The 25,387-nt window shown below is 66.0% G+C and carries 25 protein-coding genes and 1 pseudogene; 12 read left to right on the top strand and 14 right to left on the bottom strand.

Annotation, left to right across the window (positions count from 1 at the left end; genetic code table 11):
* Positions 1-43: 43 nt before the first annotated feature.
* Positions 44-760, bottom strand: a complete 717-nt coding sequence (rph, locus tag M2342_RS15585) for a ribonuclease PH (protein WP_264579743.1) — start codon at positions 758-760, stop codon at positions 44-46.
* Positions 761-843: 83 nt separating this feature from the next.
* The gene (locus M2342_RS15580) at positions 844-1,947 is read right to left on the bottom strand and encodes an acyltransferase family protein (RefSeq protein ID WP_264579742.1); all 1,104 of its coding nucleotides are present in this window, start codon (positions 1,945-1,947) and stop codon (positions 844-846) included.
* 116 nt (positions 1,948-2,063) lie between these two features.
* Here M2342_RS15580 and hrcA point away from each other — a divergent pair, with 116 nt between their 5' ends.
* The 3 genes from hrcA to M2342_RS15565 are packed head-to-tail and all read left to right on the top strand — an operon-like array spanning position 2,064 to position 4,053.
* Positions 2,064-3,107 (top strand): heat-inducible transcriptional repressor HrcA, encoded by a 1,044-nt coding sequence (gene hrcA / locus M2342_RS15575; protein ID WP_264572305.1) that lies wholly within the window; start codon positions 2,064-2,066, stop codon positions 3,105-3,107.
* A gap of 8 nt (positions 3,108-3,115) precedes the next feature.
* Complete coding sequence (gene grpE, locus M2342_RS15570) at positions 3,116-3,676, top strand: nucleotide exchange factor GrpE (RefSeq protein ID WP_413715147.1); 561 nt, start codon at positions 3,116-3,118, stop codon at positions 3,674-3,676.
* A gap of 23 nt (positions 3,677-3,699) precedes the next feature.
* Positions 3,700-4,053 (top strand): hypothetical protein, encoded by a 354-nt coding sequence (locus M2342_RS15565; protein ID WP_264579741.1) that lies wholly within the window; start codon positions 3,700-3,702, stop codon positions 4,051-4,053.
* A gap of 12 nt (positions 4,054-4,065) precedes the next feature.
* Here M2342_RS15565 and M2342_RS15560 read toward each other — a convergent pair whose 3' ends face one another.
* Together M2342_RS15560 and M2342_RS15555 are read right to left on the bottom strand one after the other, a co-directional pair.
* Positions 4,066-4,395, bottom strand: a complete 330-nt coding sequence (locus M2342_RS15560) for a heavy metal-binding domain-containing protein (RefSeq protein WP_264580060.1) — start codon at positions 4,393-4,395, stop codon at positions 4,066-4,068.
* Positions 4,396-4,460: 65 nt separating this feature from the next.
* A complete protein-coding gene (locus M2342_RS15555; RefSeq protein WP_181560613.1) occupies positions 4,461-4,700 on the bottom strand; it encodes a DUF2312 domain-containing protein in 240 nt (79 codons plus the stop codon).
* Between the two features lie 198 nt (positions 4,701-4,898).
* Between M2342_RS15555 and M2342_RS15550 the strand changes: the two genes are divergently transcribed.
* Positions 4,899-5,363 carry a carboxymuconolactone decarboxylase family protein gene (locus tag M2342_RS15550; protein ID WP_264573597.1) on the top strand — a complete coding sequence of 155 codons (465 nt, stop codon included), beginning with the start codon at positions 4,899-4,901 and terminating at the stop codon, positions 5,361-5,363.
* 17 nt (positions 5,364-5,380) lie between these two features.
* Positions 5,381-6,241, top strand: a complete 861-nt coding sequence (locus M2342_RS15545; RefSeq protein WP_264579740.1) for a sigma-70 family RNA polymerase sigma factor — start codon at positions 5,381-5,383, stop codon at positions 6,239-6,241.
* Between the two features lie 448 nt (positions 6,242-6,689).
* Here M2342_RS15545 and M2342_RS15540 read toward each other — a convergent pair.
* A pseudogene (locus M2342_RS15540) lies at positions 6,690-8,126 on the bottom strand (DEAD/DEAH box helicase); the annotation flags it as partial.
* A 238-nt stretch (positions 8,127-8,364) separates the two neighbouring features.
* Between M2342_RS15540 and M2342_RS15535 the strand changes: the two are divergent.
* The gene (locus M2342_RS15535; RefSeq protein WP_319801097.1) at positions 8,365-8,871 is read left to right on the top strand and encodes a GNAT family N-acetyltransferase; all 507 of its coding nucleotides are present in this window, start codon (positions 8,365-8,367) and stop codon (positions 8,869-8,871) included.
* A 56-nt stretch (positions 8,872-8,927) separates the two neighbouring features.
* On the opposite strand, the gene M2342_RS15530 is transcribed toward M2342_RS15535, so the two are convergent.
* The 3 genes from M2342_RS15530 to M2342_RS15520 form a co-directional block, all read right to left on the bottom strand.
* Positions 8,928-9,971, bottom strand: a complete 1,044-nt coding sequence (locus M2342_RS15530) for an aspartate-semialdehyde dehydrogenase (RefSeq protein WP_264579739.1) — start codon at positions 9,969-9,971, stop codon at positions 8,928-8,930.
* 282 nt (positions 9,972-10,253) lie between these two features.
* Entirely contained in the window at positions 10,254-10,601 is a 348-nt protein-coding gene (locus tag M2342_RS15525) for a glycine zipper 2TM domain-containing protein (protein WP_181560607.1), read from the bottom strand.
* 112 nt (positions 10,602-10,713) lie between these two features.
* Entirely contained in the window at positions 10,714-12,063 is a 1,350-nt protein-coding gene (locus M2342_RS15520; protein ID WP_264579738.1) for a PepSY-associated TM helix domain-containing protein, read from the bottom strand.
* 217 nt (positions 12,064-12,280) lie between these two features.
* Between M2342_RS15520 and M2342_RS15515 the strand changes: the two genes are divergently transcribed.
* Positions 12,281-12,688: a hypothetical protein gene (locus M2342_RS15515; protein ID WP_264579737.1), complete on the top strand. Its 408-nt coding sequence runs from the start codon at positions 12,281-12,283 to the stop codon at positions 12,686-12,688.
* Here the strand turns inward: M2342_RS15515 and M2342_RS15510 are convergent.
* Positions 12,682-12,975: a DUF1244 domain-containing protein gene (locus M2342_RS15510; protein ID WP_181560605.1), complete on the bottom strand. Its 294-nt coding sequence runs from the start codon at positions 12,973-12,975 to the stop codon at positions 12,682-12,684. The two genes, M2342_RS15515 and M2342_RS15510, sit on opposite strands and share 7 nt — an antisense overlap.
* 99 nt (positions 12,976-13,074) lie before the next feature.
* On the opposite strand from M2342_RS15510, the gene pyk reads away from it, so the two are divergent.
* Positions 13,075-14,532, top strand: coding sequence for a pyruvate kinase (gene pyk / locus M2342_RS15505; protein ID WP_264579736.1), 1,458 nt, complete (start codon positions 13,075-13,077; stop codon positions 14,530-14,532).
* 157 nt (positions 14,533-14,689) lie between these two features.
* Here pyk and M2342_RS15500 read toward each other — a convergent pair whose 3' ends face one another.
* The 4 genes from M2342_RS15500 to M2342_RS15485 all read right to left on the bottom strand — a co-directional run bounded on the left by M2342_RS15500 (position 14,690) and on the right by M2342_RS15485 (position 20,648).
* Positions 14,690-15,268: a nuclear transport factor 2 family protein gene (locus M2342_RS15500; RefSeq protein ID WP_264579735.1), complete on the bottom strand. Its 579-nt coding sequence runs from the start codon at positions 15,266-15,268 to the stop codon at positions 14,690-14,692.
* Positions 15,265-16,263: a hypothetical protein gene (locus M2342_RS15495; protein WP_264579734.1), complete on the bottom strand. Its 999-nt coding sequence runs from the start codon at positions 16,261-16,263 to the stop codon at positions 15,265-15,267. The genes M2342_RS15500 and M2342_RS15495 overlap by 4 nt, the downstream gene beginning before the upstream one ends.
* A gap of 107 nt (positions 16,264-16,370) precedes the next feature.
* Positions 16,371-18,950, bottom strand: a complete 2,580-nt coding sequence (locus tag M2342_RS15490) for a TonB-dependent receptor (protein WP_264579733.1) — start codon at positions 18,948-18,950, stop codon at positions 16,371-16,373.
* A gap of 282 nt (positions 18,951-19,232) precedes the next feature.
* Positions 19,233-20,648 carry an MFS transporter gene (locus tag M2342_RS15485; protein WP_264579732.1) on the bottom strand — a complete coding sequence of 472 codons (1,416 nt, stop codon included), beginning with the start codon at positions 20,646-20,648 and terminating at the stop codon, positions 19,233-19,235.
* A 202-nt stretch (positions 20,649-20,850) separates the two neighbouring features.
* Between M2342_RS15485 and M2342_RS15480 the strand changes: the two genes are divergently transcribed.
* The gene (locus tag M2342_RS15480; protein ID WP_264579731.1) at positions 20,851-21,753 is read left to right on the top strand and encodes a CmcJ/NvfI family oxidoreductase; all 903 of its coding nucleotides are present in this window, start codon (positions 20,851-20,853) and stop codon (positions 21,751-21,753) included.
* A gap of 98 nt (positions 21,754-21,851) precedes the next feature.
* A complete protein-coding gene (locus tag M2342_RS15475) occupies positions 21,852-22,334 on the top strand; it encodes a MarR family winged helix-turn-helix transcriptional regulator (protein WP_264571270.1) in 483 nt (160 codons plus the stop codon).
* Positions 22,335-22,351: 17 nt separating this feature from the next.
* On the opposite strand, the gene M2342_RS15470 is transcribed toward M2342_RS15475, so the two are convergent.
* Entirely contained in the window at positions 22,352-23,851 is a 1,500-nt protein-coding gene (locus M2342_RS15470; RefSeq protein WP_264571269.1) for an ATP-binding protein, read from the bottom strand.
* Positions 23,852-24,038: 187 nt separating this feature from the next.
* Between M2342_RS15470 and M2342_RS15465 the strand changes: the two genes are divergently transcribed.
* The gene (locus M2342_RS15465; protein ID WP_264579730.1) at positions 24,039-25,199 is read left to right on the top strand and encodes a PepSY-associated TM helix domain-containing protein; all 1,161 of its coding nucleotides are present in this window, start codon (positions 24,039-24,041) and stop codon (positions 25,197-25,199) included.
* Positions 25,196-25,375: a hypothetical protein gene (locus M2342_RS15460; protein ID WP_181560596.1), complete on the top strand. Its 180-nt coding sequence runs from the start codon at positions 25,196-25,198 to the stop codon at positions 25,373-25,375. The genes M2342_RS15465 and M2342_RS15460 overlap by 4 nt, the downstream gene beginning before the upstream one ends.
* The last annotated feature ends 12 nt before the right edge of the window (positions 25,376-25,387 follow it).

The following is a 25,387-nucleotide window of genomic DNA, read 5'->3' as shown; positions in this document are numbered from 1 at the left end:
CCGTGTCTCGACTTCGCTCGACACGAACGGGGGCGTTAGGACTTCACCGCCCCGTCGCGCAGTCCTGCGCGGCGAAGATCTGGGTGCAGCCGATACGCGCGAGGCGCAGCAGGCGCAGCAGCGCTTCCTCGTCGTAAGTCGCGCCTTCCGCCGTCGCCTGCGCCTCGGCAATGTTGCCGTTGGAGAGCAGCACGAAATTGGCGTCGGCATGGGCATTGCTGTCCTCGATATAATCGAGGTCGAGCACCGGATTGCCCTGATAGATGCCGCAGGAGACCGCCGCGACCTTGGCCTGGATCGGATCGGTGGTCAGCGCGCCGCTGGCGAGCAGCTTGTCCACTGCGATCCGCAGCGCCACCCAGGCGCCTGAGATGCTGGCGGTGCGGGTGCCGCCATCGGCCTGGATCACGTCGCAATCGAGCGTGATCTGCCGCTCACCGAGTGCCTTAAGGTCCACCACCGCGCGGAGCGAGCGGCCGATCAACCGCTGAATCTCCTGCGTGCGCCCAGACTGCTTGCCCTTGGCTGCCTCGCGTGACCCACGCGTGTGCGTGGCACGGGGGAGCATGCCATATTCCGCCGTCACCCAGCCTTCACCCTTTCCACGCAGAAACGGCGGCACGCGCTCTTCCACGCTCGCCGTGCAGAGCACCCGCGTATCGCCAAAGGAAATGAGGCAGCTGCCTTCGGCATGGACGGTAAAACCGGGTTCCATGGCGATCGTACGCATTTCGTCGGGGGCGCGGCCGGATGGGCGCATAGATTGAGTGCCTTTCGGGTTGGGAAGATGGTGACCGGCTTTATCAGCACAGGACCAAGGCGCAAGGTCGCGCCTGCACTGGATCATGATGAATGCGCCGATTTCCGGTTCAGCGCCGCGCGAGCGGGCTGCTCGATGAAGACGAAGGTCAGGGTGGAGGCAAGCAGGATCATCGGGACACCGCCACCAATCAGGATCACGCGCGCCATTGCGTCCCCTATGTGCAGGCGTTCCGTGATGGGTGGAACAATCAGGCGCCACGGCCCCAGCAGAACGACGTGGGTGAGGTAAATGGAATAGGAGATTTCGCCCAGCCATTGAAAGAACGGTCGGGCCAGAAGTCTCGGCAACGCACCACGGTCGGGCCATGTTGCGGCGACCAGAAGGAAGAAGCCGGGGATCGCGATCACGTCGTTCAGCCCGGCGATCAGAGGTGCAGATATGAGCGCCAGGCCGATCAACTGGAGCAGTCCGAGGGAGCCGCTAGAGAGATGATCGAACGCTGATCTCTGCCAATACAGGATCATGCCGAGGGAAAAGCCGGCCAGACAGCGCGCGATGGCCAGGCCTTTGACAATATCGAGGTTCCCGCTCGTCAGCGCGGCATAGGCATAGAATGCAGCGGAACCGGCAAGGAGCGCCGCGACACAATATTTCCCGCCGCGCGCCAAAAACAAGGCGAGGGCGGGGAAGAGCAGATAGGCAAAGGCTTCTGCGCTGATGGACCAGCTCGGGATGTTCCATCCGATCCGGCCGGTGAGGCCCCAGGCATTCATAAGGAACAGTTGCTCCACGAAGTTCAGCAACGAGTCCCCGCGCCACAGGTCGGGGTCACCATAGTCCTTTCCGGCCATCGCACTCAGAGCCAGAATGCTCGTTTGGATGCTGGCCATCAGAAGGAGGCAGAAGAGGTGCAGCGGATAAATGCGCGCAAATCGCGCACGCCAGAAACGCTTTACCTCCGGCCATGGGAATGTGTGACGCGTTTCAGCCCGCGTTGAATAGGCAATAACGAAGCCCGAGAGGATGAAGAAGAGATCCACCCACAGATATCCCTTTGTGAAAAAGGGCGTGGATTGCTCCCAGCTGAACCGAAAGTCGGCGCCGAACTGCAGGTGATACAAGACCACGAGCAAAGCCGCGATCCCGCGAAGAGCAGTATGCGATTGGATGTGGCGGCGCTGCATGGAAAACCTGTGTGCGGAGTTGAATGTCTCTGAGACGGAAACAATCTTAAAATCAAGAAAAGAGGCCCGAAGACAGGACGCTTGGCCAGCGCCGCGCGGCGTCCTACATACAGGGGATGTCCGGGCCGCCCATCAACCTTTTGAGCGATCGCGCGCGCGATATCTTTCGCGTCGTCGTGGAATCCTACATCGGCACCGGGGCGCCGGTCGGCTCGCGCACGATCAGCCGGTTGAGCGGGCTCAATCTCTCGCCGGCGTCGATCCGCAATGTGATGCAGGATCTCGAGGAAGCGGGGTTGCTCGCTGCGCCGCACACCTCGGCGGGGCGGATGCCGACCGAATCCGGCCTGCGTCTGTTCGTGGACGCCATGATGCAGGTCGCCGAGCCCTCCGAGGACGAGAAGCGCGCCATCGAGCGGCAGCTGACCGGGGAAGGGCCGATCGAGGAAGCACTCAACGCCGCCTCGGCTCTGCTCTCGGGCCTGTCTGCCTGCGCCGGGCTGGTGATGGTTCCGCGCCGCGAGACGCTGCTCAAGCAGTTCGGTTTTGCCTGGCTTTCGGACCGGCAGGCGCTGGCCGTGCTGGTCGGGCAGGATGGCACCGTCGAGAACCGCATTGTCGATCTGCCGCCGGGCACGACGCCATCGATGCTCGTGGAAGCGGCCAATTATCTCTCCGCCCACGCCACCGGCCGCACGCTGAGCGAGGTGCAGGCCTGGCTGAGCGGACAGATCGAAGCGGAGGAAACGGCGCTCGATGAGGCTTCGCGCCATTTGGTCGCGCGGGGCGTGGCAGCGTGGAGTCGCGATACCGAGGACCGGCCCGTGCTCATCGTGCGCGGCCAAGCCAATCTGCTCGACGAGCAATCCGCTGCTGATCTCGAGCGCGTGCGCCAGTTGCTGGATGAGCTGGAGGGCAAGAGCGAGATCGCCCGCCTGCTGGACAGCGCCCGCGCCGGTGCCGCGACCAAGATCTTCATCGGCTCGGAGAACAAGCTCTTTTCCCTGAGCGGCTCTTCGGTCATAGCAGCGCCATATCGCGGACCCGGCGGGCAGGTGGTCGGCGTGGTCGGTGTGATCGGCCCAACCCGGTTGAACTATGCCCGCGTCGTCCCCATGGTGGACTTCACCGCACAGACCCTCAGCAGATTGATGAAATGACGGAAGACATGACTGACCAGACCAACAATGAGAATGAGACCCTGGCCGCTGACATCGCCGAGGGCGCGGGCGAGACGCTGAGCCGCGAGGAGATCGCCGCCGCGCGCATCGCCGCGCTGGAGGAAGATCTGGCCAACGCCAAGCAGGAAACGCTCTACGCTGTCGCGGATACCCAGAATGTCCGTCGCCGGCTGGAGAAGGAACTGGCCGATACCCGCGCTTATGCCGCGACCGCCTTCGCCCGCGACATTCTCTCCGTGGCCGACAATCTCAGCCGCGCGCTGGAAGCCATTCCGGCCGAACTGCGCGCGGATGAAAAGGTGAAAGGCCTGATCGCCGGCCTCGATGCCACCGGCAAGGAGATGGAGAGCGCGCTGCGCAAGCATGGCGTGGAGAAGTTCACTTCTGTGGGCGAGCCGCTCGATCCCAACAAGCATCAGGCGATGATTGAGATGCCCTCCGCAGACGCAGCGCCGGGCACCATCGTGCAGGAGATGCAGGCCGGCTACATGATCAAGGATCGCCTGCTGCGCCCGGCTCTGGTCGGCGTGGCCAAGGCGGCGGAGTAACAGGCGTCATGCACGGCGCGGCCATGGCTGTCCTTACGGGGCTGGTCGCGCTCGCCCTCCCGGTCGGGGCGCCGCTGGCGGCACAGGCGCCCGCCGCGCCACCCGCGCCGAGTCCGGACGCGCTCTCGCAGGCCTTGCGGGATCATGGCAGTGGGGCGGTGGATGCCGGTGATCTGCGCGCCGTGACCTGCGCGGAAACCAGTGACGCGCCGGGCGCCTTCGATTGCCAGTGGGAACAGCGCCGGGACGGCAACTGGCATCCCTATACGAGCTGGCTGGCGCTGGTCGGCGCGCAATGGACCATGCTCGATGCGCCGATTCCGGTGCCGGATTTCAATCGCGGAAAGCTCAAGCCGCTGGCGCCGACCGCGCCCTGAGCGGCTTCAGGCTTAGGCCGGATCGGACAGCAGCACCGCCGTGCCGGTGGCCGAGACCATCAGCATCGACCCGCCCGAGCCGAGCACTTCATAATCCAGGTCCACGCCGATGATCGCATTGCCACCGGCTGCGGCGGCGCGCTGGCGCATTTCCGCCATGGCTTCCTCGCGGGCGCGGCTCAGCACTTCCTCATAAGCGCCCGAGCGCCCGCCAACGATATCGCGCACGCTGGCAAAGAGATCGCGGAAGAGATTGGCACCCACGATCACTTCGCCCGTCACCACACCGCAATAACGCTGCACCGTGCGGCCATCGATATTGTTGGTGGTCGTGACGATCATCTCGGTCGGGGCATTGCCCCAGGGATTATCGGCCATCTCTCCGCTCCTCTCGCCGCGCATGCGGCTTATTCCATGCCCAGGGCCGCCAGATAGGTCTGGAGGATTGCCTCCATCTCCTGGCGATCATGCGGCGGCAGCTTCCGCAGGCGGACGATCTGGCGCATGATCTTGACGTCATAGCCTGTTGCCTTGGCTTCGCCATAGACATCCTTGATGTCGTCCGAGATGCCCTTCTTTTCTTCTTCGAGGCGCTCGATGCGCTCGATGAGAAGGCGCAACTGGTCGGCGGCGATGTTGTCGCTCATGTCTGCAAGGTCTCCGGATGGAATGTGTCAGAATCGAATGCGCGGTCCTAGCCAGCCGCTGCCCTCCCTGTCTAGGCATCGATCGCACCGGACGGCGTAGCCATTGCGCCGGCGGCAGAAAAAATTTCCCGCCATGTCACAATCGCCGCCCGCTCACTCGTCATGCCTGTGCAAACCCGATGGACAGGAGACACGATCATGACCGCACGCCTCGATCCCTTCACCGCCGCGCCCGCACTCATCAAGCAATGGATGGCGACCTCGCTTGCCATCAACGACAGCCTGGAGCCTGCGCTCGTGGAGCTGGTGAAGGCCCGCGCTTCGCAGATCAACCAGTGCGCCAACTGCCTCAACATGCACACCGCCGAAGCACGCGAAAAGGGCGAGAGCGAGCAGCGCCTCTACTTGCTCTCGGTCTGGCGCGAGGCGCCATGCTATAGCGCACGGGAGCGGGCCGCGCTGGCGTGGACCGAGGCGCTTACGCGTCTGTCGGAAGGGCATGGCGGAAAGGCCGAAGCCTATGCACAGCTCGCGGCCCAGTTCAGCGAGGAAGAGCAGGTGAAGCTGACGTTGCTGATCAACATCATCAATGGCTGGAACCGCCTCGCGGTCGGCTTCGATCTGTGGATCGAAACCCCGGCGACACGCAAGCTGGCTGCCTGATGCGCGCAGGGTATCCCATGTCCCCTCATCAGCAGGAGGATGCAGCGATCAGCTTCGATCCGCTGCGTCCCCGGCTGGTGCGGGTGGCGTACCGGATGCTCGGCTCGGTCGCCGATGCCGAGGATGTGGTGCAGGAGGCATTCATTCGCTGGATGCGGGTCGACCGTGCCGAAGTGCGCGAGCCGGAGGCGTTCCTCCGTCGCACGGTCACGCGGCTTTGCCTGGATCATGCCAAGTCGGCGCGAGTCCAGCGGGAGCATTATGTCGGGCCATGGCTGCCCGAACCGGTCATCGAGGATGAGGATGGGCAGGAGGATGTGACCCTGCCGCTGATGCTCGCACTGGAGCGGCTCTCACCTCTCGAGCGCGCGGCGTTCCTGCTGCATGATGTGTTCGGCGTCTCGTTCGAGGAAATCGCCGCCACCATCGATCGGGAGCCGGCGGCCTGTCGCCAGCTTGCCGCTCGGGCACGGGACCACGTGCGGCAGTCGCGGCCGCGCTTCGAGGTTGAGAAGCAGCGGGGTCTGGAGATCGCGAGCGCCTTCTTTGCGGCGTCGCGCACCGGCGACATGACCGCGCTCGGCGCGATGCTGGCCGCTGATGTCAGCATGCATGCCGATGGCGGGGGCAAGCGTTCGGCAGCGGTCGCCGAGGTTCTCGGGCGACGCAATGTGCTGCTGTTTCACAAGGCGCTGGCGGTGCTGTTTCGCAAGCATGGCTCGCAGCTTGTGCGCACGGCGCTCATCAATGGCCTGCCGGGGTTCGTGACGCGCGAGGCCGATGGCGAGCTGCAGACCACCGCCTTCGAGATCGAGGCGGGGCGCATCATTGGCATCTATGTGGTGCGCAATCCTGATAAATTGCGCCATCTGCACTAGCTGGAATGCAATGAGGGGGAAGCAGCGCTCCCCCCCCATCGGATCTCAATGATATCGGCCTGACGGATCAGCCCGCGCGGCCGGCGCCGCTGCGACGACCGCCACCGGGATTGCCTTGCGGACGTCCGCCGCCGAAGTGGCGCGGACGCTGACCGCCCGGCTTGCGGGCGCGATCCCCCTCGGAGCGGGTGTCCGTCTGGCGCTGTTCGCCCGATGCGGCAGCATAGACCGGGCGCAGGCGCTTGGGCAGGCGCTCGGCATCCATGGTCGCGGCAGGTTCAGGGCGCTGGGCCAGCGGGTCGAAGCCGGGCCGGTTCGGGGCGTGGCCATCATGATAGCGGCCGCCGGGATTGCGCTGGCCGCCGCGCTGGGCGTCCTGCCCATCGCGAGGCGCGCGCGCCGGGCGGGCGGTCTGGCCGTCCCGCTCGCCACGGAAGGGGCGTTCGCCGCGTTCACCGGCATTCCGGCGCTGGCCATCCTGACCGGGTGCGCGATCGAAGCGGGCTGGGCGCTCGCCGCGTCCCTCACCCCGTCCATCATGGCGCGGTGCGCCGGCGCCGGCTTCGCGACGGTCGTCGGACCGGCCGCGTTCCGGGCGATCGCGGCGCTGCTGCGACTCGGGGCGACGGCCCTGGCCCTGGTCTCGACCCTGGCCCCGTCCTTGCCGGCGCCCATCGGCATCGCCGACGGCTTCGGCCACAGCCGCCTTGGAGGGCAGCGGCAGACGGCGGGCTTCTACCACGAAGTCCTCGGGCAGCGGCATCACCGCCAGCTTGACGCGGGTCAGCTTCTCGATGTCGCGCAGATAGGGCTTCTCGTCCGGCGCGACGAAGCTCATCGCAATACCATCGGCGCCGGCACGGGCTGTGCGGCCGATGCGGTGGACATATTGCTCGGCGACATTGGGCAGCTCGAAGTTGAAGACATGGCTCACGCCCGACACGTCGATGCCGCGCGCGGCAATGTCGGTCGCAACCAGCACCTGCACGCTCCCGGTGCGGAAGCCCTGCAAGGCAGCAGTGCGCTGGCCCTGGCTCTTGTTGCCGTGAATGGCCGCTGCGCTGATCTTGGCGGCGACGAGGTGCCGCGCCACGCGGTCCGCGCCATGCTTGGTGCGGGTGAAGACCAGCGCCCGGTCGAGCGCGCCGGACGCGATGGCATCGCGCAGGCGCAGGGTCAGCAGCGCCTGCTTCTCCTTCTGGTCGATGAAGGTCGCATATTGCTCCACGCGCTCGGCGGTGGTGGATTGCGGCGCAACCTCGACCTTGACCGGATCGTTGATGAAGCGCTTGCCCAGCTCGGCGATCGCCTGCGGCATGGTCGCGGAGAAGAACAGGCTCTGGCGCTCGGCCGGCAGCATCTTGGCGATCTGCGTGAGCGGCTTGATGAAGCCCAGGTCCATCATCTGATCGGCCTCGTCGAGCACGAAGATCTCGACATTGCGCAGCGTCAGCGCGCGCTGGTCGATCAGGTCGAGCAGGCGGCCCGGCGTCGCGACCAGAATGTCGGTGCCCGGCACCAGCGCGCGGGCCTGCTTGCCCACCGGCACGCCGCCAAAGACGACCTGCACGTTGAGGCTGAGATACTTGGCATAGCCCCGCATGTTCTCGGCGATCTGCGCCGCCAGCTCGCGGGTGGGCGAGAGCACCAGCATCCGGCAGGAGGCCGGCTTGCGGGGCTGGGGATTGTTGAACAGCCGGTGCAGCGAGGGCAGCGAGAAGGCTGCGGTCTTGCCGGTGCCGGTCTGCGCGATGCCGAGCAGGTCGCGGCCCTGCATCAGCGCCGGAATGGCCTGCTGCTGGATCGGCGTAGGGTCCGCATAACCCTTGGTCTCAAGGGCGCGGAGGATAGGCTCGGCAAGGCCAAGCTCATTGAAAAAAGACATGAATAGACTTTCGATATGACATGCGTCGCCCTCGCGTCTGTCGCGAGCGGGCGCAGCAGTGGTCTCCAAACGGGCGACCCTGCGTGAATAAGGAAGCTTGAGCGATTCTCGCATCCGTCCGTCCCGGCGGCCCTTGTGCAAGATGCGGGGCCTCACGCTGCGCGGGATTGCGCCGGATCACTAGTCCTGGCGCCGAATGCTGCGATGCACATAGAGGGCGTTTGTGGAAAAAGCAAGTATGCTCGCGTCGGCATGCGATTTCGGCCGCGCCGCCGAGCCGGTCGTCAGCCTTGCCATGCCCTGCATTCGACCTACTAATCAGCCTATGCCGCTTCATATCACCGTATCCGAACAGCCGTCCGAGGCCGACCGCAATGCCGTGTTCGCACCCTTGCTGGCCTATAACATCGCGCAAGCGGGGAATCCGAATATCCGCCCTATCGCCATTCTGCTGACCGACGAGCAGGGCGGGCGGGTGGGCGGCATCTGGGGCAAATGCTCCTACGACTGGATGTTCGTGGAGCTTCTCGCCATCGCGCCGGAGCATCGCGGCGGCGGCCATGGCAAGGCGCTGATGGCCGAGGCGGAGCGGGTGGCGCGCGCCCATGGCTGTGTCGGCATTTGGCTCGACACCTATGCCTTTCAGGCGCGCGGCTTTTACGAGAAGCTGGGCTTTAGCGTGTTCGGCACGCTGGACGATCATCCCGTCGGTCAGCAGCGCTTCTTCCTGAGCAAGCGCTTCTGAGGGCAGCACGCTCTGTGTCCTCCCCGACCCAGGGCCGGGGAGGCACGATGTGGGTTTTAGCGCCCGGCGAGCACTTCGCCGATCTGCACGGCATTGAGCGCGGCGCCCTTGCGGAGGTTGTCGCCGACGACGAACATGGCGAGGCCATGCTCAACCGTGCGGTCCGGGCGCATGCGACCGACGAACACCGGGTCCGCGCCCGTCGCGTCGAGTGCGTTGGGCACATCGCTCACCACCACGCCCGGCGCCTTGCCGAGCAGCGCCAGCGCTGTCTCCGCATCGATCGGCCGCTCGAACTCGGCATTGATGGAGAGGCCGTGGCCGGTGAACACGGGCACGCGCACGCAGGTGCCGGAGACGGGCAGGCCGGGAATTTCGAGGATCTTGCGGCTCTCGTCGCGCAGCTTCAGCTCTTCCTCGGTATAGCCGTCCTCACCCAGCACATAATTGAGCGGCACGATGTTGTTGGTGATCGGCACCGCCCACTTCTCGGGCTGGGGCACGAAGTCGGCCTTGCCGTTGAAGGCGAGCGCGGCGCCCTTATCGCCCACGGCGGCGATCTGGCGCGCCAGCACGTCGATGCCTTCCATGCCGCCACCGGAGACGGCCTGATAGGTGGCGACGATCAGGCGCTTGAGGCCGGCGGCTTCATGCAGCGGCTTGAGCACCGGCATTGCTGCCATGGTCGTGCAATTGGGGTTGGCGACGATGCCCTTGGGCAGGTTTGCCAGCGCATGTGGGTTCACTTCGGAGACGACGAGCGGCACCTCCGGATCGGAGCGCCAGGCCGAGCTGTTGTCGACCACGATGGCGCCCGCTGCCGCGACCTTGGGCGCCAGCGCCTTGCTGGTGGAGCCGCCCGCGGAGAAGAACACGATGTCGAGGCCGGCGAAGTCGGCGGTCGCGGCATCTTCCACCGTCACTTGCTGGCCCTTGAACTCGACCTGCGCGCCGGCCGAGCGGGCCGAGGCGAACAGACGCAGCGTGCCGACCGGGAAATCGCGCTCGGCGAGCAACTGGCGCATCATCGAGCCGACCAGGCCGGTGGCGCCGACCACGCCGACATTCAGGCGGGCATCGGGGGAAAAGCGGGCAACCATCTATACGTTCCTTCCTGTTGATTGAAGGACGCGGCGGTCAGGCTTTCGTCTGGAAAGTCGGCCCCGCGCACTTCGCGGGGCTTCCTGTCCGGCTGATCGTGGCTCTTTAGGCCGCGCGCATCCGAACCGCCCCGCTGATGCGGGTCGGTTTGGTAATAATCGGCTGAACGATCATCATGGACATGGCGCGCGCCTCTAGCGAGCGTGGCGCCTGCTGTAAATGGCAAAGATGCCTGCTCTCGGGAGAAAGCAGGCATCCATGATCTTCAGATTTTCGGAGGATCAGCGGCAGCGCACTTCGCCCCGGTCGATCGAGCGACCGAGCAGGCCACCGCCAACCGCACCGAGCAAGGTGCCAACTGTGCGGTCACCCTTCGTGTCGATCGCGCGGCCGGCGAGCGCGCCGACGCCGGCACCGATCAGCAGACCGGTCGTGCCGTCATTGCGCTTGCAGCGGTACCGGCCATCGTCGCCGCGCCATATGCGGTCGTTATGGGAAAGGGCGCGGCCATTGTCCCGGTCTTTCGCGCGCTTCCCGTGCGCGGGCGCCCAGTGTGGCGGATCGGCCATGGCCGGTGCCATGGGCATCGCAAACGCCATCAGCGCCGTGGCGAGCAGGATCTTCTTCATCGGACTCATCCTCGTAATATCAAACAAGCGACCGGCACGTATCGCGCCGGCTCGTGCTGAATAACGCCGTACAACCGCCCTTGTTCCGGCGGTATCACGACTCATCGCTCGATCAGCCCGCCATGGCGGCTCGGCTTCGCCAGCGTCCCATCAGCATGTCGAGCGCCAAGGCGGCCGCCAGCGTGAGACCGGTCAGGGGGAGGCACAGGCCGATGGCGAGCATGATCGCCGCGACGCCGCGCGCCTTGCGGGGATCGGCGGGCCGGGCAGGGGCCTCCAGCCGCCCGTTCTTGCGGCGTTTCCACCAGAGCACGGGCGCGGTCAGGCACAGCAGCATCAGCGCGAGGCAACCGAGCAGCATCAGCGTGCGGTTGACCTCGCCATATTGCTGGCCCTGATGGGTTGCGATGCCCCACTCGATGGCGCGCGCGCCGATGCCGAAATGGGCAAAGCGGGCATCCTGCAGGACCGCGCCGCTCGCCGGATCGATGTAGATGGCGCGCGCATCCTGCGCCCGGCGCACGGTCTGCGACATGAGATAGGGCGCACCGTCCGCCATCGGCAGGGTGAGCGTCCAAGGGGCGGCGAGGCCACGCTTGCTGGCGATCTCCGCGGCCCGGTCTACGCCGATGTCGTCGCGGCCCGATGCGGCTGGCGGCGCTGCCTCCTGCATCGACCAGGGCAGGCTCTGCTTTGCGCCCTCGTCATGGCCGTGGCCGTGATGCGCGCGTGGTGCCGGCGCCTCCCAGGGATTGGGACCGGGCGCCTTGGGGCGGCCCAGCTCCGCACGGGCGACGAACCCTTGCAACTGCTTGCCCGCAAAGCCGGACCAGGGCAGGCCGGTGATCGCCAGAAACAGGATCACCGCACCGGCGAGCAAGCCGGTCGAGGCATGCAGATCGCGCCAGAACAGTCGCCCACGCGCCTGCCCGCGCAGGCCGACGACCGGGCTGCCGCGCCGGGGCCACCACAGGTAAAGCCCGCTCAGCACCAGCAGGATCGCCCAGCCGGCGACGATCTCCACCAGCGCATTGCCCACCGGTCCGGTGATGATCAGGCTGTGCAGATCGCGCACGGTCTGCATGACGCCGCCGGCCTGCGTGGTGCCGAGCAGCGTGCCGCGATAGGGATCGACAAAGGCGAGCCGGCGCGCGCCGTCCGCGCCCTGCAGGGTCATGCGCCAGCTCTCTGTCGGCTCGGCAGGCCGCTGGATCTGGCTCACCTGCTGGCCGGATTCCCGCTCGACGGTGGCGATCATCTGGCTCAGCGGCTGGGGCGCATCCTTTGGCGTCACATGCGACCAGTCCGCATAGACCAGCCGCTCGATTTCCGGTTTGTAGAGATAGAGCGCCCCGGTCATCGCCATCCAGAGCAGTATCGGGAGGACGATCAGCCCGGCATAGAAATGCCAGCGCCAGACGGCCTGATAGAAGCCGCCGCCGGTCGTGGAGCGCGCGCTCATCGGCGGCCTCCGGCGGACAATGGCGCACGGGCGAGGGGAGGGCGGCGCATGGCTGCGCAGCAGTAGAGCAATCGGGTCATGAAAGGATCAGCCTTGACGGGCAGCGCGCGGGCGCGTGCCGAAATGAGGATGTCACGCGAGGCGACAGCGATGGCAGCGTCAGGGCTGATGCGGCGGGCCGGTCTGCGGGGGCGGCGGCGCCGCCAGACCGCGTCCGATGCTCACGGCCGTGCTCGGGCTGAGGATGGGTACCGTCACTATCGTCACGGCGACCCGCGCGATCGCGGGCGGGATGCTGTCCAGCGAGGCACCGATCCCGACAAAGGCGCAGGGCGCATCCGGGGCGGTGTTCTGCTTGTCCGGCTGCTTGCGGACGGTGCCGTCCGCATCGATCCATGCCGGCGCCAGTGCAGAGCACGACCGCGGGACCGTTTTGCACGGCGGGCATGAAACCGGCCGGCACCAGCAGCCGCGCGAGCAGCACAAGCGCCAGCAGCCCGGCGATCAGGCCTCGGCCCGGTGCGGTGCCGGTATCAGTGCGGATCATGCGCGCAGGCATGTTCGCGCTTTAGGGGATCGCGCGCCGCTTGAGAAATGCCTTTTTAGACGTGACGTCGCTCAGTGATTGTTCTTCGCGACGCTGTCCTTCATCCGCGCGAGCTGCTCAGGCGTCGCCTCGGTCTGGTAGCGCGTCTTCCACTCATCCTGCGGCATGCCGTAGATAAGTTCGCGTGCAGCGGCCTTGTCCAGCGTGCCGTCGGCCTCGGCCACCCAGTCGGCCAGGCAGTTGCGGCAGAAGCCCGCCAGACCCATCAGATCGACATTCTGCGCATCGGTGCGGTGACGCAGATGGTGGACGAGCCGGCGAAAAGCTTCTGCCGCTGTCTTGTCATCGAGCGTGTCTATCGTCATTGCTTGCACCTTCATGTCCGGTTCCAACCTCGGGCCACGCCGGGTGGCCGCCCCGGCATTCGCCATGTGGGCAGAGAACGCACCGAAGCAAGAGGCCAAATGAAGAAGCTCACTCCCCGCACCCGCAAGGTCCGCATTCTGGCGACCCTCGGTCCTTCGAGCAGCAGCGAGGTGATGATCCGCAAGCTGTTCCTGGCCGGCGCCGATGCCTTCCGGCTGAACATGAGCCACGGCACGCACGACGTTCATGCCGCCAATGTCGCCATCATCCGGGGACTCGAAAAGGAGTTCGGCCGCCCGACCACCATTCTCGCGGACCTGCAGGGACCGAAGCTGCGGATCGGCACCTTCGCGCAGGGTGCGGTCTTTCTGGAAAAGGGCGCCGCCTTCCGGCTGGATCGCGACCCCGCGCCCGGCGACAGCAGCCGCGTCGCTTTGCCGCACCCGGAGATTTTCGCGGCCGCACAGGAAGGGATGCGCCTGCTCATCGATGACGGCAAGCTTGTCCTGCGCGTGCGGGCGGTGCGTGACGATGTCATCGATACGCTGGTCGAGGTCGGCGGCTCGCTGTCCGAGCGCAAGGGCGTCAACGTGCCGGACGTCGTGCTGCCGATGGCGGCGATGACCGAGAAGGACCGGCGCGATCTCTCCTTCGCCATCGAGGCCGGCGTGGACTGGATCGCGCTTAGCTTCGTCCAGCGGCCCGATGACCTTGCCGAGGCGCGCAAGCTGATGGGCGGCTATGGCTATCTGCTCGCCAAGATCGAAAAGCCGGCCGCGCTTGGGCGGCTGGAGGAAATCGTCGAGATGTCCGACGCGGTGATGGTCGCCCGTGGCGACCTCGGCGTCGAGCTGCCGCCTTATGCCGTGCCGCCGCTGCAGAAGCAGATCGTGGAGAGCGCCCGGCGCTTGGGCAAGCCGGTGGTCGTCGCCACGCAGATGCTGGAATCGATGATCAAGGCGCCCACGCCGACCCGCGCCGAGGTGTCGGACGTCGCCACGGCGGTCTATGACGGCGCGGATGCAGTGATGCTCTCGGCGGAGACGGCGGCGGGCGACTGGCCGGAGGAAGCCGTGGCGATGATGGACAGCATCGCCCACAGCGTCGAGCATGATCCGGGCTATCTGGACCGGCTGCACTTCACCAAGACCATGCCGGACCCGACAACGTCTGACGCACTGGCCGGCGCCAGCCAGCACATCACCAACACGGTCTCGGCCAAGGTCATCGTGTGCTTCACCACCTCTGGCAGCACTGTGCGGCGCATTGCGCGTGAGCGGCCGGGCGCACCGATCCTGGCGCTCACCCCGCGCATGGATACCGCCCGGCGCATGGGCCTCATGTGGGGTGTCCACGCCGTGCGCACCAAGGATATCGGCAGCTTTGAGGAAATGATCGGCAAGGCCAAGCGCATGGCCATGCGCCACGGCTTTGCGGGGGCGGGCGACAAGATCATCGTGCTCGCCGGTGTGCCCTTCGGTACGCCGGGGTCCACCAATGTGCTCCATGTCGCGACCATCCGGGGCGATGAGCTGCGCACTCATCGCGAGGAATGAGGCGCCGGGGCGCGCCAGCCTGCACCAACCCCCGTCATTCCCGCGAACGCGGGAATCCAGTTCGGCTTCGCGCTGACGAGCAGCGTTGCAGATGGATTCCCGCGTTCGCGGGAATGACGAAGGGTGACTGCGCGTGCCTGCGAAGTTGTCCCACCCCTCAGTTCTTCACCGCGCCCTGCAATTGCGGCGGCAGCGGCGGGCGCTCTGGATTGTCGCCATCGCGCCATGGGATCACGCCATGGCTGGTCCGCGTCTTGATCTTCCAGGCGCCGTTCTCGCGCACGAAATGATCGACATAGCGCCCGGCCAGCGTGGTCGCGGGGCGGCCCTCCCCGTCGGCGGTGTAGAACATGTAGCGGGAGCGAGCGATGGCGGTGTCGCCGGTCACGTCAATCACCTCGGTGGTGACGAGGTGGAAGCTGCGCTTGTTGACGAAGCCCGCTTCCGGCTTGCCCAGCTTCTCCTCAAGCAGCTTCTGGATCGCCGCCGGCCCGGTGGCGCTGCCCAGCCCGCCGGACCAAGTCCCGTCGCTGGCGAACAGCCCGGCATAGCCGGCATAATCGCGCGCATCGAGATATTCGCCATAAGCAATGATCGCGCGGCGGATCGCCTCGCGGTCTTCCAGCACCTGCACGCGCTGGGCGAGCGCTCTGTCAGAAGCGCCACCCTGCTGCGCCATCGCCACACCGGGCGCGATCAGCGCCAGAGCCAGCGCTGCCCGCAACAACCGGCTCATGGCAGCGTGTCCAGCTTGCGGCTCTCGATCGTCCACGCAGGATCGCTGCACAGCTTGCAATCCTCCCCGACGAACCACGTCCGCCCCGCCTTGTCGCCGCGCAATTGCCAGTCCAGCCACGCCACCACGGCCTGTGCCGCGCGTCCGCCATTCGGCTCGGCGTAGGTGCCAGCGTGCGTCACGTCGGTGTTGATCACGGCGGAGGGGATGTGGGTGAGCCGCGCATAATCGTCCATGCCATTGGGGTAGGCGATGTCCGTCTTGCCGCCGAGCACATAGAGGGTCGGCTTGTCGATCTTCTGGAGCAGGCTCTTCTGCGCAGACATCTCGCCCGAGCCGCCCGGGACCGGACCGTTCATGATACCGCTGTTCATGATGACGAAGGTGCTGACGCGCTTGTCGCCGGCATATTTGAGCGCCTGAATGCCGCCACAGGAATAACCGGAGGCCGCGACATGCGCAGTGTCGATCTTGCCCTTGAACGGGCTGCCCGCGCGGCCATTCTCGGCCGCAGCCCAGTCGATAGCCTGCCCGAGCTGCTGGTAGCGCGTCTTGTCGCGATGCTGCTCCCAGCTCTGCGGCGTGACGGTCACGCCCGGGCCGCTGTAGATGCCGCCCGGCGCGATGACGAGATAGCCATGGGAGGCGACCTCCAGCAAATGCTGGCGGGATGAGGCGCCATCTTCGGTGCAGGCGCCGTTGCCGAACACATAGACCGGCATCTTGCGAGCGCCCAGCGCGCTCAGGTCGGCGGGCTGATAGACGACGAAGCCGGGGAAATTCTCATATTGCCGCTTGATGGCCTTGTATGGCCCGGTGCCTGTGCTGTCTGGCGCCCGGCTTTCTTCCATCATCTGGACGGCGGCCTGTGCGGCGAGATCGGCGCCCACGCCCGGCGGCGGCGCTGAACTCGGCTGGGCCTGGAGGGCCGCCGGGACGGTCATCGCCAGCAGGGACAGAAGGAATGCGCTCGAACCGGTCCGCCAATATGTCATGCCACTCTCCCAATTTATCATTCTGTCGTCGCCCCAGCGACAAAGAGGAGAGGGTTGCCCCTCTCCTCTTCTTTCTATCGGATCAATCTGTGTTGCGCACCGCTTGATCAGAACTTGCGGCGCACGGTCACGGCCCACTGGCGCGGCAGGCCGGGCTGAGCCGTCGCATACCAGGCGTTCGTGAACTTGTTGAGGTAGACCAGCTTGTCGAACAGGTTGGTCACTTCCAGCGCGACCGACCAGTCCTTGTCCACAGTCTCATAAGTCAAGCGGGCATTGGCCAGCGTGTAGCTGTCCACGATGGCGATCGGTGTGCAGAGGAAGTCGCCGCAATAGCCGTCCGTATAGGAGACGTCGATGCGCGGCGTCAGCGTGCCAACATCACCCAGATCAGCCTGATACTGCGCGCCCAGGCTCCACTTCCACTTGCCCACGCCGGGCCGGCTCGCGCCGACGACGATGGAGGTCGTGGGATAGTTGATGGAGGTGAACTTGAAGTCGGTGAGGCTGAGCGAACCGTCGATGGTGAAACCCTCGACCGGGCGCAGCGTGGTTTCCAGCTCGAAGCCGTTCACGCGGGCATCGCCGATATTCAGATACTGGCCGCACAGGCCGGGTACGCCGCCCTGGTTGACCGGGAGCGGATTGTTGTTGGAGTCGAGGCAGACCTGCGGAATGCCCTGATAGTCGGTATAGTCCATGCGGAAGCCGCTGGCGTTGATCCGCAGCAGCCGGTCGAACAGGTCCGCCTTGATACCGATTTCATATGACTTCAGCTTTTCCGCGCCGAACGGGCGGATCTGCTGGAAGCTGTACGGACGGGGTGCCACGCCGCCACCCTTGAAGCCGGTCGCGAACTGCGCATAGGCCATGATGTCGGGCGTGATCTTGTAGGAGAGCGCCGCACGATAGTCGGTCAGCGTTTCCTTGTAGGTACCCACTTGGCCGGTCAGCGGATTGGTGGCGTTGCTGAGCGGCAGATAGTCGCCGACCCCATTGGGGTTGAGGCGGTTGTAGAGATAGTCCTTCTTCTCGTGGCTCACGCGGATGCCGGCTTCCAGCGTCAGGGCCGGCGTGATGTTCCACGCAACGTTACCGAAGCCGGCATAGGTGCGCAGGCTGGCTGTATCGTCGTTGATGAACGAGAAGGTCGGCTTGGCGATCACGCACGCCGGGAGCGCGCCACCGCAGGGGGAAACGGCATATTCGCCGAAGCCCGAGAACGGCGTGTGGATGCGGGCGTTATAGCGCGTGTCTGCATCATAATAGAAACCGCCGATGGTGAAGGAGATCGCATCGTCCAGCACCTTGCCCGAGAGGCGCAGTTCCTGGCTGAACTGCTTGTGCGAGAAGTCGCTGTAGACGCCGCCGATGAAGGCAATCGGCGAGTTGTCGTTGTCGTCCGAGCTGCGCGAATCATATTTGCGGTAGCCGGTGATCGACTTGAGCGCGAGATTGTCGCCCAGCGTGTAGTTGATCTCGGCGGACACGCCCCAGCCTTTCACACCGCTCAGGGGTTCGGCATAGGTTGGGCCATTGGGCGCGCCGGCCGTGCCGGGGCCACCCGCAGACGCCGTCGTCGCCGCGCGATAGGTCACGCCCGGATCGTAGAAGTTGGCGTAGGTCGCATAGGGATCGTTCAGCACCGCGCCGGCGCGACGATACTGGCCGTAGGTCACGAAGCGGTTGTCGAACGGCGCGCCCTGATAGGGAATGCTGTTATTTTGCCGCCCAGTCAGCTCGGCGCTGGCGATGAGCACGGAGGCCTGCGTCGTGGAGGTGTCGTGGGTGTAATCGCCCGACAGGTTGATCTCCAGCGGGCTGCCCACCGGCGCAATGCGCAAGGATCCGCGCACGGCGTACATGCTCTGGCCGCCCAGCGTGCCGAGCTTGCAATTGCCGCCCGATGCTAGGCTGGGGATCGCCGCGCCGCCCGGCTGCACCACGCTGGTGCCCGGCTGCACATAGGGATCGTTGGGGTTGAGACAGGCATAATCGTAGCGCGTGACATGGCCATCGCGGTTGCGTGACACGCCAGTGATGCGGGCGAACACGGCATCGGGCACCACGGTGAAGTCGGCGCTCGCCTTGATGTCGCGGCGGTTGAGCGAGCCGGCGGTCAGTTCGACATAGCCGCCTCGGCCTTCGGGCTTGCGCGAGTAGAGCTTCACCGCGCCGCCCAGCGAGTTCATGCCGGCAAGCGTGCCCTGCGGGCCGCGCAGCACTTCGACGCGCTCGAGGTCGGTCAAGTCGAAGGCCGAGGCCGTGACGGTGCCGAAATAGATATCGTCGACATAGATACCCACGCCTGGCTCCACCGAGGGACTGGCATCGCCCTGGCCGACGCCACGGATATAGGCGCGCATCGAGTTGCCCGAGCCCGAGGGGTTCTGCTGCAGGATGACGTTCGGTGCCTGCGCGGTGATGTCGGTTAGGCGCGTCTGGCTGCGGGCTTCGAGCTGGTCGCCGCTGATGGCGGTGATTGCCAGTGGAATGTCCTGCACATTCTGCGCGCGCATCTGCGCGGTGACGATGATGTCGTCGACATTGCCCTCAGCGGCGCCCTGCGGCGCGGCAGTCTGGGCCATTGCGGGCATTGCGAGCATCAGCACGCCGGACAACATGGTCCCGGCGCTCAGCGCCATGCGCGACACGGTGCGTGCGCGGTTATGACGAACTTTGTTCATTGGTGAATCTCCCCTCCTCTTCGCTTTGCCGGTCGTTTCTTCGTCCCCGCGTGAGCCGCCTGCCCGCCTCTGTCAGGCGGAAAGGTCGGGCGGCTTTCGCCGTTGGGACGCAATGACCGGCAGCCAGACGACGCGGCGCAAGGCTCTCATGGAGCGCCCCGTCCGTCCGTTGGCTAGGAAGCTCACTATCCTTTTGCCCGAAGCGAGGCTTTGACTGAGATAGAGCCACGCTTTGACGCAGACGGAAAAGCAGCGGGGTCGCGCGGAGGCTGTAGCACTCATCTAAACCTCCTCGCTGCGAATCGCGCGCAGGCCCCGCGTCTCGCGCCCGGTCACGGCGGCGCCGGTATCCTTCGCAAGGCGCGCATAGAAAGGCGCGGCGGCCAGCGCGAGGCCCGCAAAGACCAGCATCGCGATCTGGAAATCGGCGAGGGTCGGTTCCGCGACACCAAGCGAGAGCAGGTTGAGCAGGGCGGCCGCGGCGGAAATCGCCAGCGCCTGCGAAATCTGGTTGGCGATATTGCCGAGCACCGTCGCGCCGCCGACTTCGCTTTGCGGCACGTCGGCAAAGCGCAGCGCCATGATCGCGGTCATGTGGACCGAGCGGGCCATGCCGACGAAGACCATGATCGCCACCAGCAGCCAGAAGGGCATGGTCGGGGTCAGGAGCGCGCAGGCGGCAAAGGAGAGCGCCATGGTCACCACCCCGCTGGTCAGCGCCATCCGGATGCCGAGCCACCGTACCGAGGGCGTGGCGATCGCCTTGAGCGCCAGGTCGCCGGCATTCTGGGCAAGCAGCAGCAGCCCGGCTTGAAAGGCGGTGAGGCCGAGGCCGACCTGCATCATCAGCGGGATGATGAACGCCGTCGCCATGAAGGCCGTGCGCGCCGGCATTCCCGCGCCGATCGTGGAAACGAAGAAACTGCGGTGGCGCAGCGCATCGAGCGGAACGACCGGGTGGGGCACGCGGCGGATGTGTCGCCAGCACAGCCAGCCCAGGAAAATCCCGAGCGCGATCAGCGGCAGCCCTTGCTGCCAGCCGCCGCCCTTGGCGCCCAGCCGCTCGAACCCGGCAATGATGCAGGCGAGGAACCCGCCGACCAGTACAAAGCCGCGCCCGTCAAAGGGCCTTCGCTCCACAGCATGGATATTGGGGATGAAGCGCAGGGTGAGGACAAAGGCGAGGAGACCTGTGGGCACGTTCAGGAAGAACACCCAGCGCCAGTCCAGAAAGGTGGTGATGAGGCCGCCGATGGGCGGGCCGATCACCGGCGCGATCAGGGCCGGGGTGGAACTGATCGTCATCGCCGTGACAAGGTAGCGTTTGGGCGTGATGCTGAGCAGGGCGATGCTGCCCACCGGCACGATCAGGGTGCCAAAGGCCGCCTGACACATCCGCATCGCCAGAAAGACCGGAAGATTGGGCGACAGGCCAGCCCCCAGCGAGGCCAGCACGAACCCAAGAATGGCAAGCGTGCAGACCCGGCGCGTGCCGAAGCGCTTGCCCACCCAGTCGCTGATCGGCAGTACCAGCACGGTGACGAGAATGTAGATGGTGATCGTCGCGCTCAGCAGGGTCAACGGCACGGCGAAGTCCTGAGCCATGCGCGGCAGCGCGGTCAGTAGTACCATCAAATCAATGGCGACCATGAAGGACGTCGCGGCCAGAACGACAGCGGCCAGCCGCGAGCGACGCAAGGCCGCGGCGTCGTCCGACGCTATGCTGGCTCCTCCCTCCGATGGATTGTTAGTCAAACTCATCCCGCGCCAGCCATGACAGGCGGGCGCGCGTTCGCCAAGAGGCGCCGAAGAATAGTTGCCGATGCAGGCGCTTGCGGGGGAGCGGGATAGCCTGCCATGGTGCGGCAAAAGAGTCGGGCGTCGCTTAGGAGAGCAGATAATGAGTAATGAGGTCATGGATCCCGAAGCCACGGTGCGCAGCGTCGAGGCGCAGCTTCAATATCTGCTGCCCGGCCCCGCGATCAATCGGCGGTTCGTCTCCGCCGGGGTGGAGGTGAACACCGGCCGCTACGGGCCATTCCCCGTCACGATCCGCGACGCGCGCGCCATCCGTCCGCATTTTACGCTCGATCGGCAGGGCTTCGTGCTGCTCGATGCGCCGAGTGACGTCGCCGATTTCACCGACCGGGATGAGGTCAATCGCGTCTACCCGGGCGAGGTCTCCCGCTATGTCCAACAGGCAACCGGCGCCGATCTCGTCGTCGTCGGTGGCTGGATGATCCGCACGTCCGGCGATCTTGCCAGCCGGCAGAAGAAGCTGGATGCGCCCTATCGCCATGCCGAGGGCGTGCAGCCGCCTGCTGGCGAGGTGCATGTCGATACCGACCCCGCCCGGCAGCAGCGCGCCGCCGAGATCGCCTATCGCAAGGCCCGTCCGGACGGGCCGGGGTTCCGCCGGTTCATCGTCTCCAGCTTCTGGCGCAGCTATTCGCCGCCGCCACAGGATTGTCCGCTGGCCCTGTGCGATGCGCGCAGTGTCGGCGATGATGAGGGCACCACCAATATCCTGTGGATCGTCGACAAGATCCCCGAAGGCGACGCCATGTTCGCGCCGATGGACGATGATCGCCAACCGGCTGCGCACATCTTCCGGCACAATCCCGCTCACCGCTGGTGGTATTTCTCCAACATGGTGCGGGACGAAGCCCTGCTGTTCAAATTCCACGATAGCGACCGCAGCGGCGCCTGGCGGGTACCGCATACGGCATTCTGGGATGACAGCCTGCCCAACGCGGTGCCGCGCGAGAGCATCGAATGCCGCAGCATCGCCTTTTTTGAGTAGCCCCCAGTAATCGACGATCCAAATAGTCGGGCACCACAATCATTGCTATAAGTTACACAGCGGCAAGCCAATAAGGCACCGGGTCGAAGGGGAGTGTTATGAAAGACGGGAAGCGGCCGGAGGAGACCGGCCTGAACTGGGGTGCGCTCGATCAGGCAGTAGGCACAGTCGTTCGGCTGTTACGGAATGAGCTGTCGGTGCGGATCGTGGACGTCTATTCGTCATTCGGTCTGCGCCACGGCGCCCTCTCCACCATGGCACTGATCGAGGCGAATCCCGATTGCTCCCAATCCGAAATCGCGCGGGAAGTCGCGATGGACGACTCGGCGATGGTGGCGATCATCGACGATCTGGAAGCCCGCGGTCTTGCCCGCCGGATGCGCTCGACGCGGGACCGGCGGCGCAACACGCTGTCGCTCACGCCCGAAGGCCAGCGCCTTGCCGCGCAGATGATCGCCCGCGCCCAGGACGTCGAGCAGCCGATTCATGATGCCTTGTCTGAGGAAGAGGTGAAGACGCTGCAGCAACTGCTGCGCCGGGCCTATGAGGCGATGCAAAAGTCTCCGCCAGCCGCTGCTTAGCGCCATCCTGGCGGCGGTCAGCCTTCAGCGGGGGCGGTGGTCAGTCCGAGTTCGGGAATGCCAACCGAGCGCCGCCCACCGAAGTCGGTCCGCACGACAATGAGGTCACCCTTCTCCAGATAATCCAGCAACCGCCGGATTCGACCTACCGAGCGCGTGCCATAGGCGCGGGCCAGCGCTTCGTCGTCGGGGCAGGGCTGCCCTTTGATTGCGGCGCGGGCGATGAGCAGGAACGGCGCGAGCACATCGTCCTGCACCCGGCTGGAGAGCGCGAGCGCGGCCTGCCAGCGCGGGTCTTCATCCTCCTCGCCACCCGCCACGGCGACCGCGAAGCGCCGGCGAAAGCTGAGCAGATCGATGCCGGGATTGCCGATCCGCTGCATCCGGCAGCGCACCGCGAAATCCTGGAATAGCGCGGCGGTCGAGCGATAGGTGCAGTCTTCTTCCGCAGCCATGTCGGCCAAAACCGCGCGGATCACCGGCTCGCGGGCAGGGCGGTCCGGCGTCTCGGTGGCGGCAGGACTGGCTGTCTCGACGGCCGACTCTTCATCCACAGACAAGGGGCCCTCGGCAGTGGGCGGGTCTTCGCGCTCCAGCCGGGCGCTGTTGTCGACGGCCGGGGGCGGCGCGATCAGCGCGGCGAACAGTTCGGGCTGCTCCTCGCCAGGTTGCGGCGCGAGCAGATCCTCAAGGTCGCTGGTCGGCTCGCCGGGCAGGGGAATGAGGGAATGGGAAGAGGTCCGTGCGCTGGTCTTCACCGCGCCGATCCTCACGGAAACGGGGCGGCGGCTGATCGCCGGGCCGAGCGCGAGGAAGCGCCCGCGCTCTAGGTCGCGGATCTGCTCGGCCTGCCGCCGTTCCATGCCGAGCAGGTCGGCGGCGCGCGCCATGTCGATGTCGAGGAAGGTGCGCCCCATCAGGAAGTTCGAGGCTTCCGCCGCCACATTCTTCGCCAGCTTGGCAAGGCGCTGGGTGGCGATCACGCCGGCGAGGCCGCGCTTGCGGCCTCGGCACATCAGGTTGGTCATCGCCGCGAGCGACATGCGGCGGATGTCGTCAGCCACTTCCCCAGCGGCGGCCGGGGCGAACATCTGGGCCTCGTCGACCACCACCAGAGCGGGATACCAATGCTCGCGGGGCGCATCGAACAAGGCGGCGATGAACTGAGCGGCGCAGCGCATCTGCGCTTCCAGCTCCAGCTCGTCCAACGCCAGCACCACGGAGGCGCGGCGCGCCCGGACCTTGGCCGCCAGCGTCTCGATCTCGCCGGGATTATGCGCCGCGCCGTTGATGACGATATGGCCGAACGGCTCGGCCAGCGTGACGAAATCGCCTTCCGGGTCGATCACCACCTGCTGCAGCAGGCCGGCGCTTTCTTCCAGCATCCGGCGCAGCAGATGCGACTTTCCGGACCCGCTATTGCCCTGAACGAGCAGCCGGGTGGCCAGCAGTTCTTCCATGTCCATGGGCACCGGCGCGCCGTGCGCATCCGTCCCGATCACGATTGAAGAGGTCACCGCGCCGTCATAGCCATGGACAGCGTGGGGGCAAGGGCTGGTTGGCTGTGCTGTTCGCGCGACAACCCGTCCGCGCCAATCGACGCAGGGCTTATGCGCCGAATTGCCGCCGGCTCATGTTGCAATTGCGAGGGCTTCCTATTAAGCGCCCATGCAAATCGCTCGCAATATCAAGGTTTGTGTCTCGTTGAGAACGCGCAGTCTCCGCATCTGGTATCTCGTCCATAAATGGACGAGCCTGATTTGCACGGCGTTCCTGCTGATGCTCTGCCTGACCGGCTTGCCGTTGATTTTCCATGACGAAATCGAGGTGATGACCGGGGAGGCACCGGCGATGCAGGGGGCGGGCTCGTCCGGCGACGGGCCGGGCCTGCAGCCGCTGGACGTCATGCTCGGCAAGGCACTGGCCGCACGACCGGGCGAGGTGCCGGTATTCATGGCCTTCGACAATGAGACGCCGATTCTCACGGTCACCACTGCCCCGGCACCGGATTCGCCGGGCAGTGCCATGACCATCCAGCTCTTCAACCGCGTGACCGGGGAGCCGGCGGGGCAAGTGGTCGAGGAGGGCGTGATGCACTTCCTCCTGCAGCTCCATACCGACATGTTCCTGGGCCTGCCGGGCATGCTGTTCCTCGGCGCGATGGGCGTGCTGTTTTTCGCCGCAATCGTCTCCGGCGTGGTTCTCTATGCGCCCTTCATGCGCAAGCTGGAGTTCGGGACGATCCGGGTCAGCCGCAGTCGCCGGCTCAAATGGCTGGATTATCATAATCTGCTCGGCATCGTGGCGCTGGCCTGGATGAGTGTCGTGGGCCTGACCGGGGTCATCAACGCGCTCGCGACGCCCATCATCAAGGTGTGGCAGATGAGCGAACTGGCCGAGATGACCGGTGCTTATGCCGGTCGCCCGGCCTTGCCGCCCGAGCGCTATGGTTCGCTGGACAAGGCCATGGCCGCCGCCCGGCAGGCGTTGCCCGGCAACAATCCCCAATTCATCGCCTTTCCCGGCGGCTCGTACAGCAGCAAGCACCATTATGCGGTTTTCTTCCAGGGTAACACGCCGCTCACCCAGCGCGCGCTCACCCCGGCGCTCATCGATGCCGAGACCGGCGAACTGACCGATGTGCGGCCAATGCCCTGGTACACGCTGGCCTTGCTCTATTCGCAGCCGCTGCACTTTGGCGATTATGGCGGGCTGCCGCTCAAGCTGCTGTGGGCGGCGTTGACGCTGTTCACCATCGTCGTGCTGGGCTCGGGCCTCTACCTCTGGCTCGGCAAGCGTCGCGCCCCGCTGGCGGCCCGTGTGCGGGAGGTCGAGAGCGGCGGCCTTGTGGCGCCAGCCGAATGAGCCGCCGCACGCCGCTCGGCCGCATCTTCGCGATGCCGCTCGCCCTCGCCCTGCTCAGCATCGTCGGTCTGGTCAGCGCGCTGACCGGCGATGGCTGGGCCGACGCTTTGTCCTGGATCGCGCTGGCCGCGCCGCTCGCCGCCACCCTCTGGGCTTTCCGATATCGCCGATCATGAGAACAAGCCGCG

This window comes from Sphingobium sp. B8D3A (assembly GCF_025961995.1).
GTDB lineage: Bacteria > Pseudomonadota > Alphaproteobacteria > Sphingomonadales > Sphingomonadaceae > Sphingobium.
The sequence above is the reverse complement of the archived record's forward strand: the minus strand, read 5'-3'. Positions and strand labels throughout refer to the sequence as shown.

What these genes read in the sequence shown, in the direction of transcription:
- rph (WP_264579743.1), bottom strand. Translation starts at nt 760, where the DNA reads ATGCGCCCATCCGGCCGCGCCCCCGACGAAATGCGTACGATCGCCATG.
- M2342_RS15580 (WP_264579742.1), bottom strand. Translation starts at nt 1,947, where the DNA reads ATGCAGCGCCGCCACATCCAATCGCATACTGCTCTTCGCGGGATCGCG.
- hrcA (WP_264572305.1), top strand. Translation starts at nt 2,064, where the DNA reads ATGTCCGGGCCGCCCATCAACCTTTTGAGCGATCGCGCGCGCGATATC.
- grpE (WP_413715147.1), top strand. Translation starts at nt 3,116, where the DNA reads ATGACTGACCAGACCAACAATGAGAATGAGACCCTGGCCGCTGACATC.
- M2342_RS15565 (WP_264579741.1), top strand. Translation starts at nt 3,700, where the DNA reads ATGGCTGTCCTTACGGGGCTGGTCGCGCTCGCCCTCCCGGTCGGGGCG.
- M2342_RS15560 (WP_264580060.1), bottom strand. Translation starts at nt 4,395, where the DNA reads ATGATCGTCACGACCACCAACAATATCGATGGCCGCACGGTGCAGCGT.
- M2342_RS15555 (WP_181560613.1), bottom strand. Translation starts at nt 4,700, where the DNA reads ATGAGCGACAACATCGCCGCCGACCAGTTGCGCCTTCTCATCGAGCGC.
- M2342_RS15550 (WP_264573597.1), top strand. Translation starts at nt 4,899, where the DNA reads ATGACCGCACGCCTCGATCCCTTCACCGCCGCGCCCGCACTCATCAAG.
- M2342_RS15545 (WP_264579740.1), top strand. Translation starts at nt 5,381, where the DNA reads ATGTCCCCTCATCAGCAGGAGGATGCAGCGATCAGCTTCGATCCGCTG.
- M2342_RS15535 (WP_319801097.1), top strand. Translation starts at nt 8,365, where the DNA reads ATGCTCGCGTCGGCATGCGATTTCGGCCGCGCCGCCGAGCCGGTCGTC.
- M2342_RS15530 (WP_264579739.1), bottom strand. Translation starts at nt 9,971, where the DNA reads ATGGTTGCCCGCTTTTCCCCCGATGCCCGCCTGAATGTCGGCGTGGTC.
- M2342_RS15525 (WP_181560607.1), bottom strand. Translation starts at nt 10,601, where the DNA reads ATGAAGAAGATCCTGCTCGCCACGGCGCTGATGGCGTTTGCGATGCCC.
- M2342_RS15520 (WP_264579738.1), bottom strand. Translation starts at nt 12,063, where the DNA reads ATGAGCGCGCGCTCCACGACCGGCGGCGGCTTCTATCAGGCCGTCTGG.
- M2342_RS15515 (WP_264579737.1), top strand. Translation starts at nt 12,281, where the DNA reads ATGCTCACGGCCGTGCTCGGGCTGAGGATGGGTACCGTCACTATCGTC.
- M2342_RS15510 (WP_181560605.1), bottom strand. Translation starts at nt 12,975, where the DNA reads ATGACGATAGACACGCTCGATGACAAGACAGCGGCAGAAGCTTTTCGC.
- pyk (WP_264579736.1), top strand. Translation starts at nt 13,075, where the DNA reads ATGAAGAAGCTCACTCCCCGCACCCGCAAGGTCCGCATTCTGGCGACC.
- M2342_RS15500 (WP_264579735.1), bottom strand. Translation starts at nt 15,268, where the DNA reads ATGAGCCGGTTGTTGCGGGCAGCGCTGGCTCTGGCGCTGATCGCGCCC.
- M2342_RS15495 (WP_264579734.1), bottom strand. Translation starts at nt 16,263, where the DNA reads ATGACATATTGGCGGACCGGTTCGAGCGCATTCCTTCTGTCCCTGCTG.
- M2342_RS15490 (WP_264579733.1), bottom strand. Translation starts at nt 18,950, where the DNA reads ATGAACAAAGTTCGTCATAACCGCGCACGCACCGTGTCGCGCATGGCG.
- M2342_RS15480 (WP_264579731.1), top strand. Translation starts at nt 20,851, where the DNA reads ATGAGTAATGAGGTCATGGATCCCGAAGCCACGGTGCGCAGCGTCGAG.
- M2342_RS15475 (WP_264571270.1), top strand. Translation starts at nt 21,852, where the DNA reads ATGAAAGACGGGAAGCGGCCGGAGGAGACCGGCCTGAACTGGGGTGCG.
- M2342_RS15460 (WP_181560596.1), top strand. Translation starts at nt 25,196, where the DNA reads ATGAGCCGCCGCACGCCGCTCGGCCGCATCTTCGCGATGCCGCTCGCC.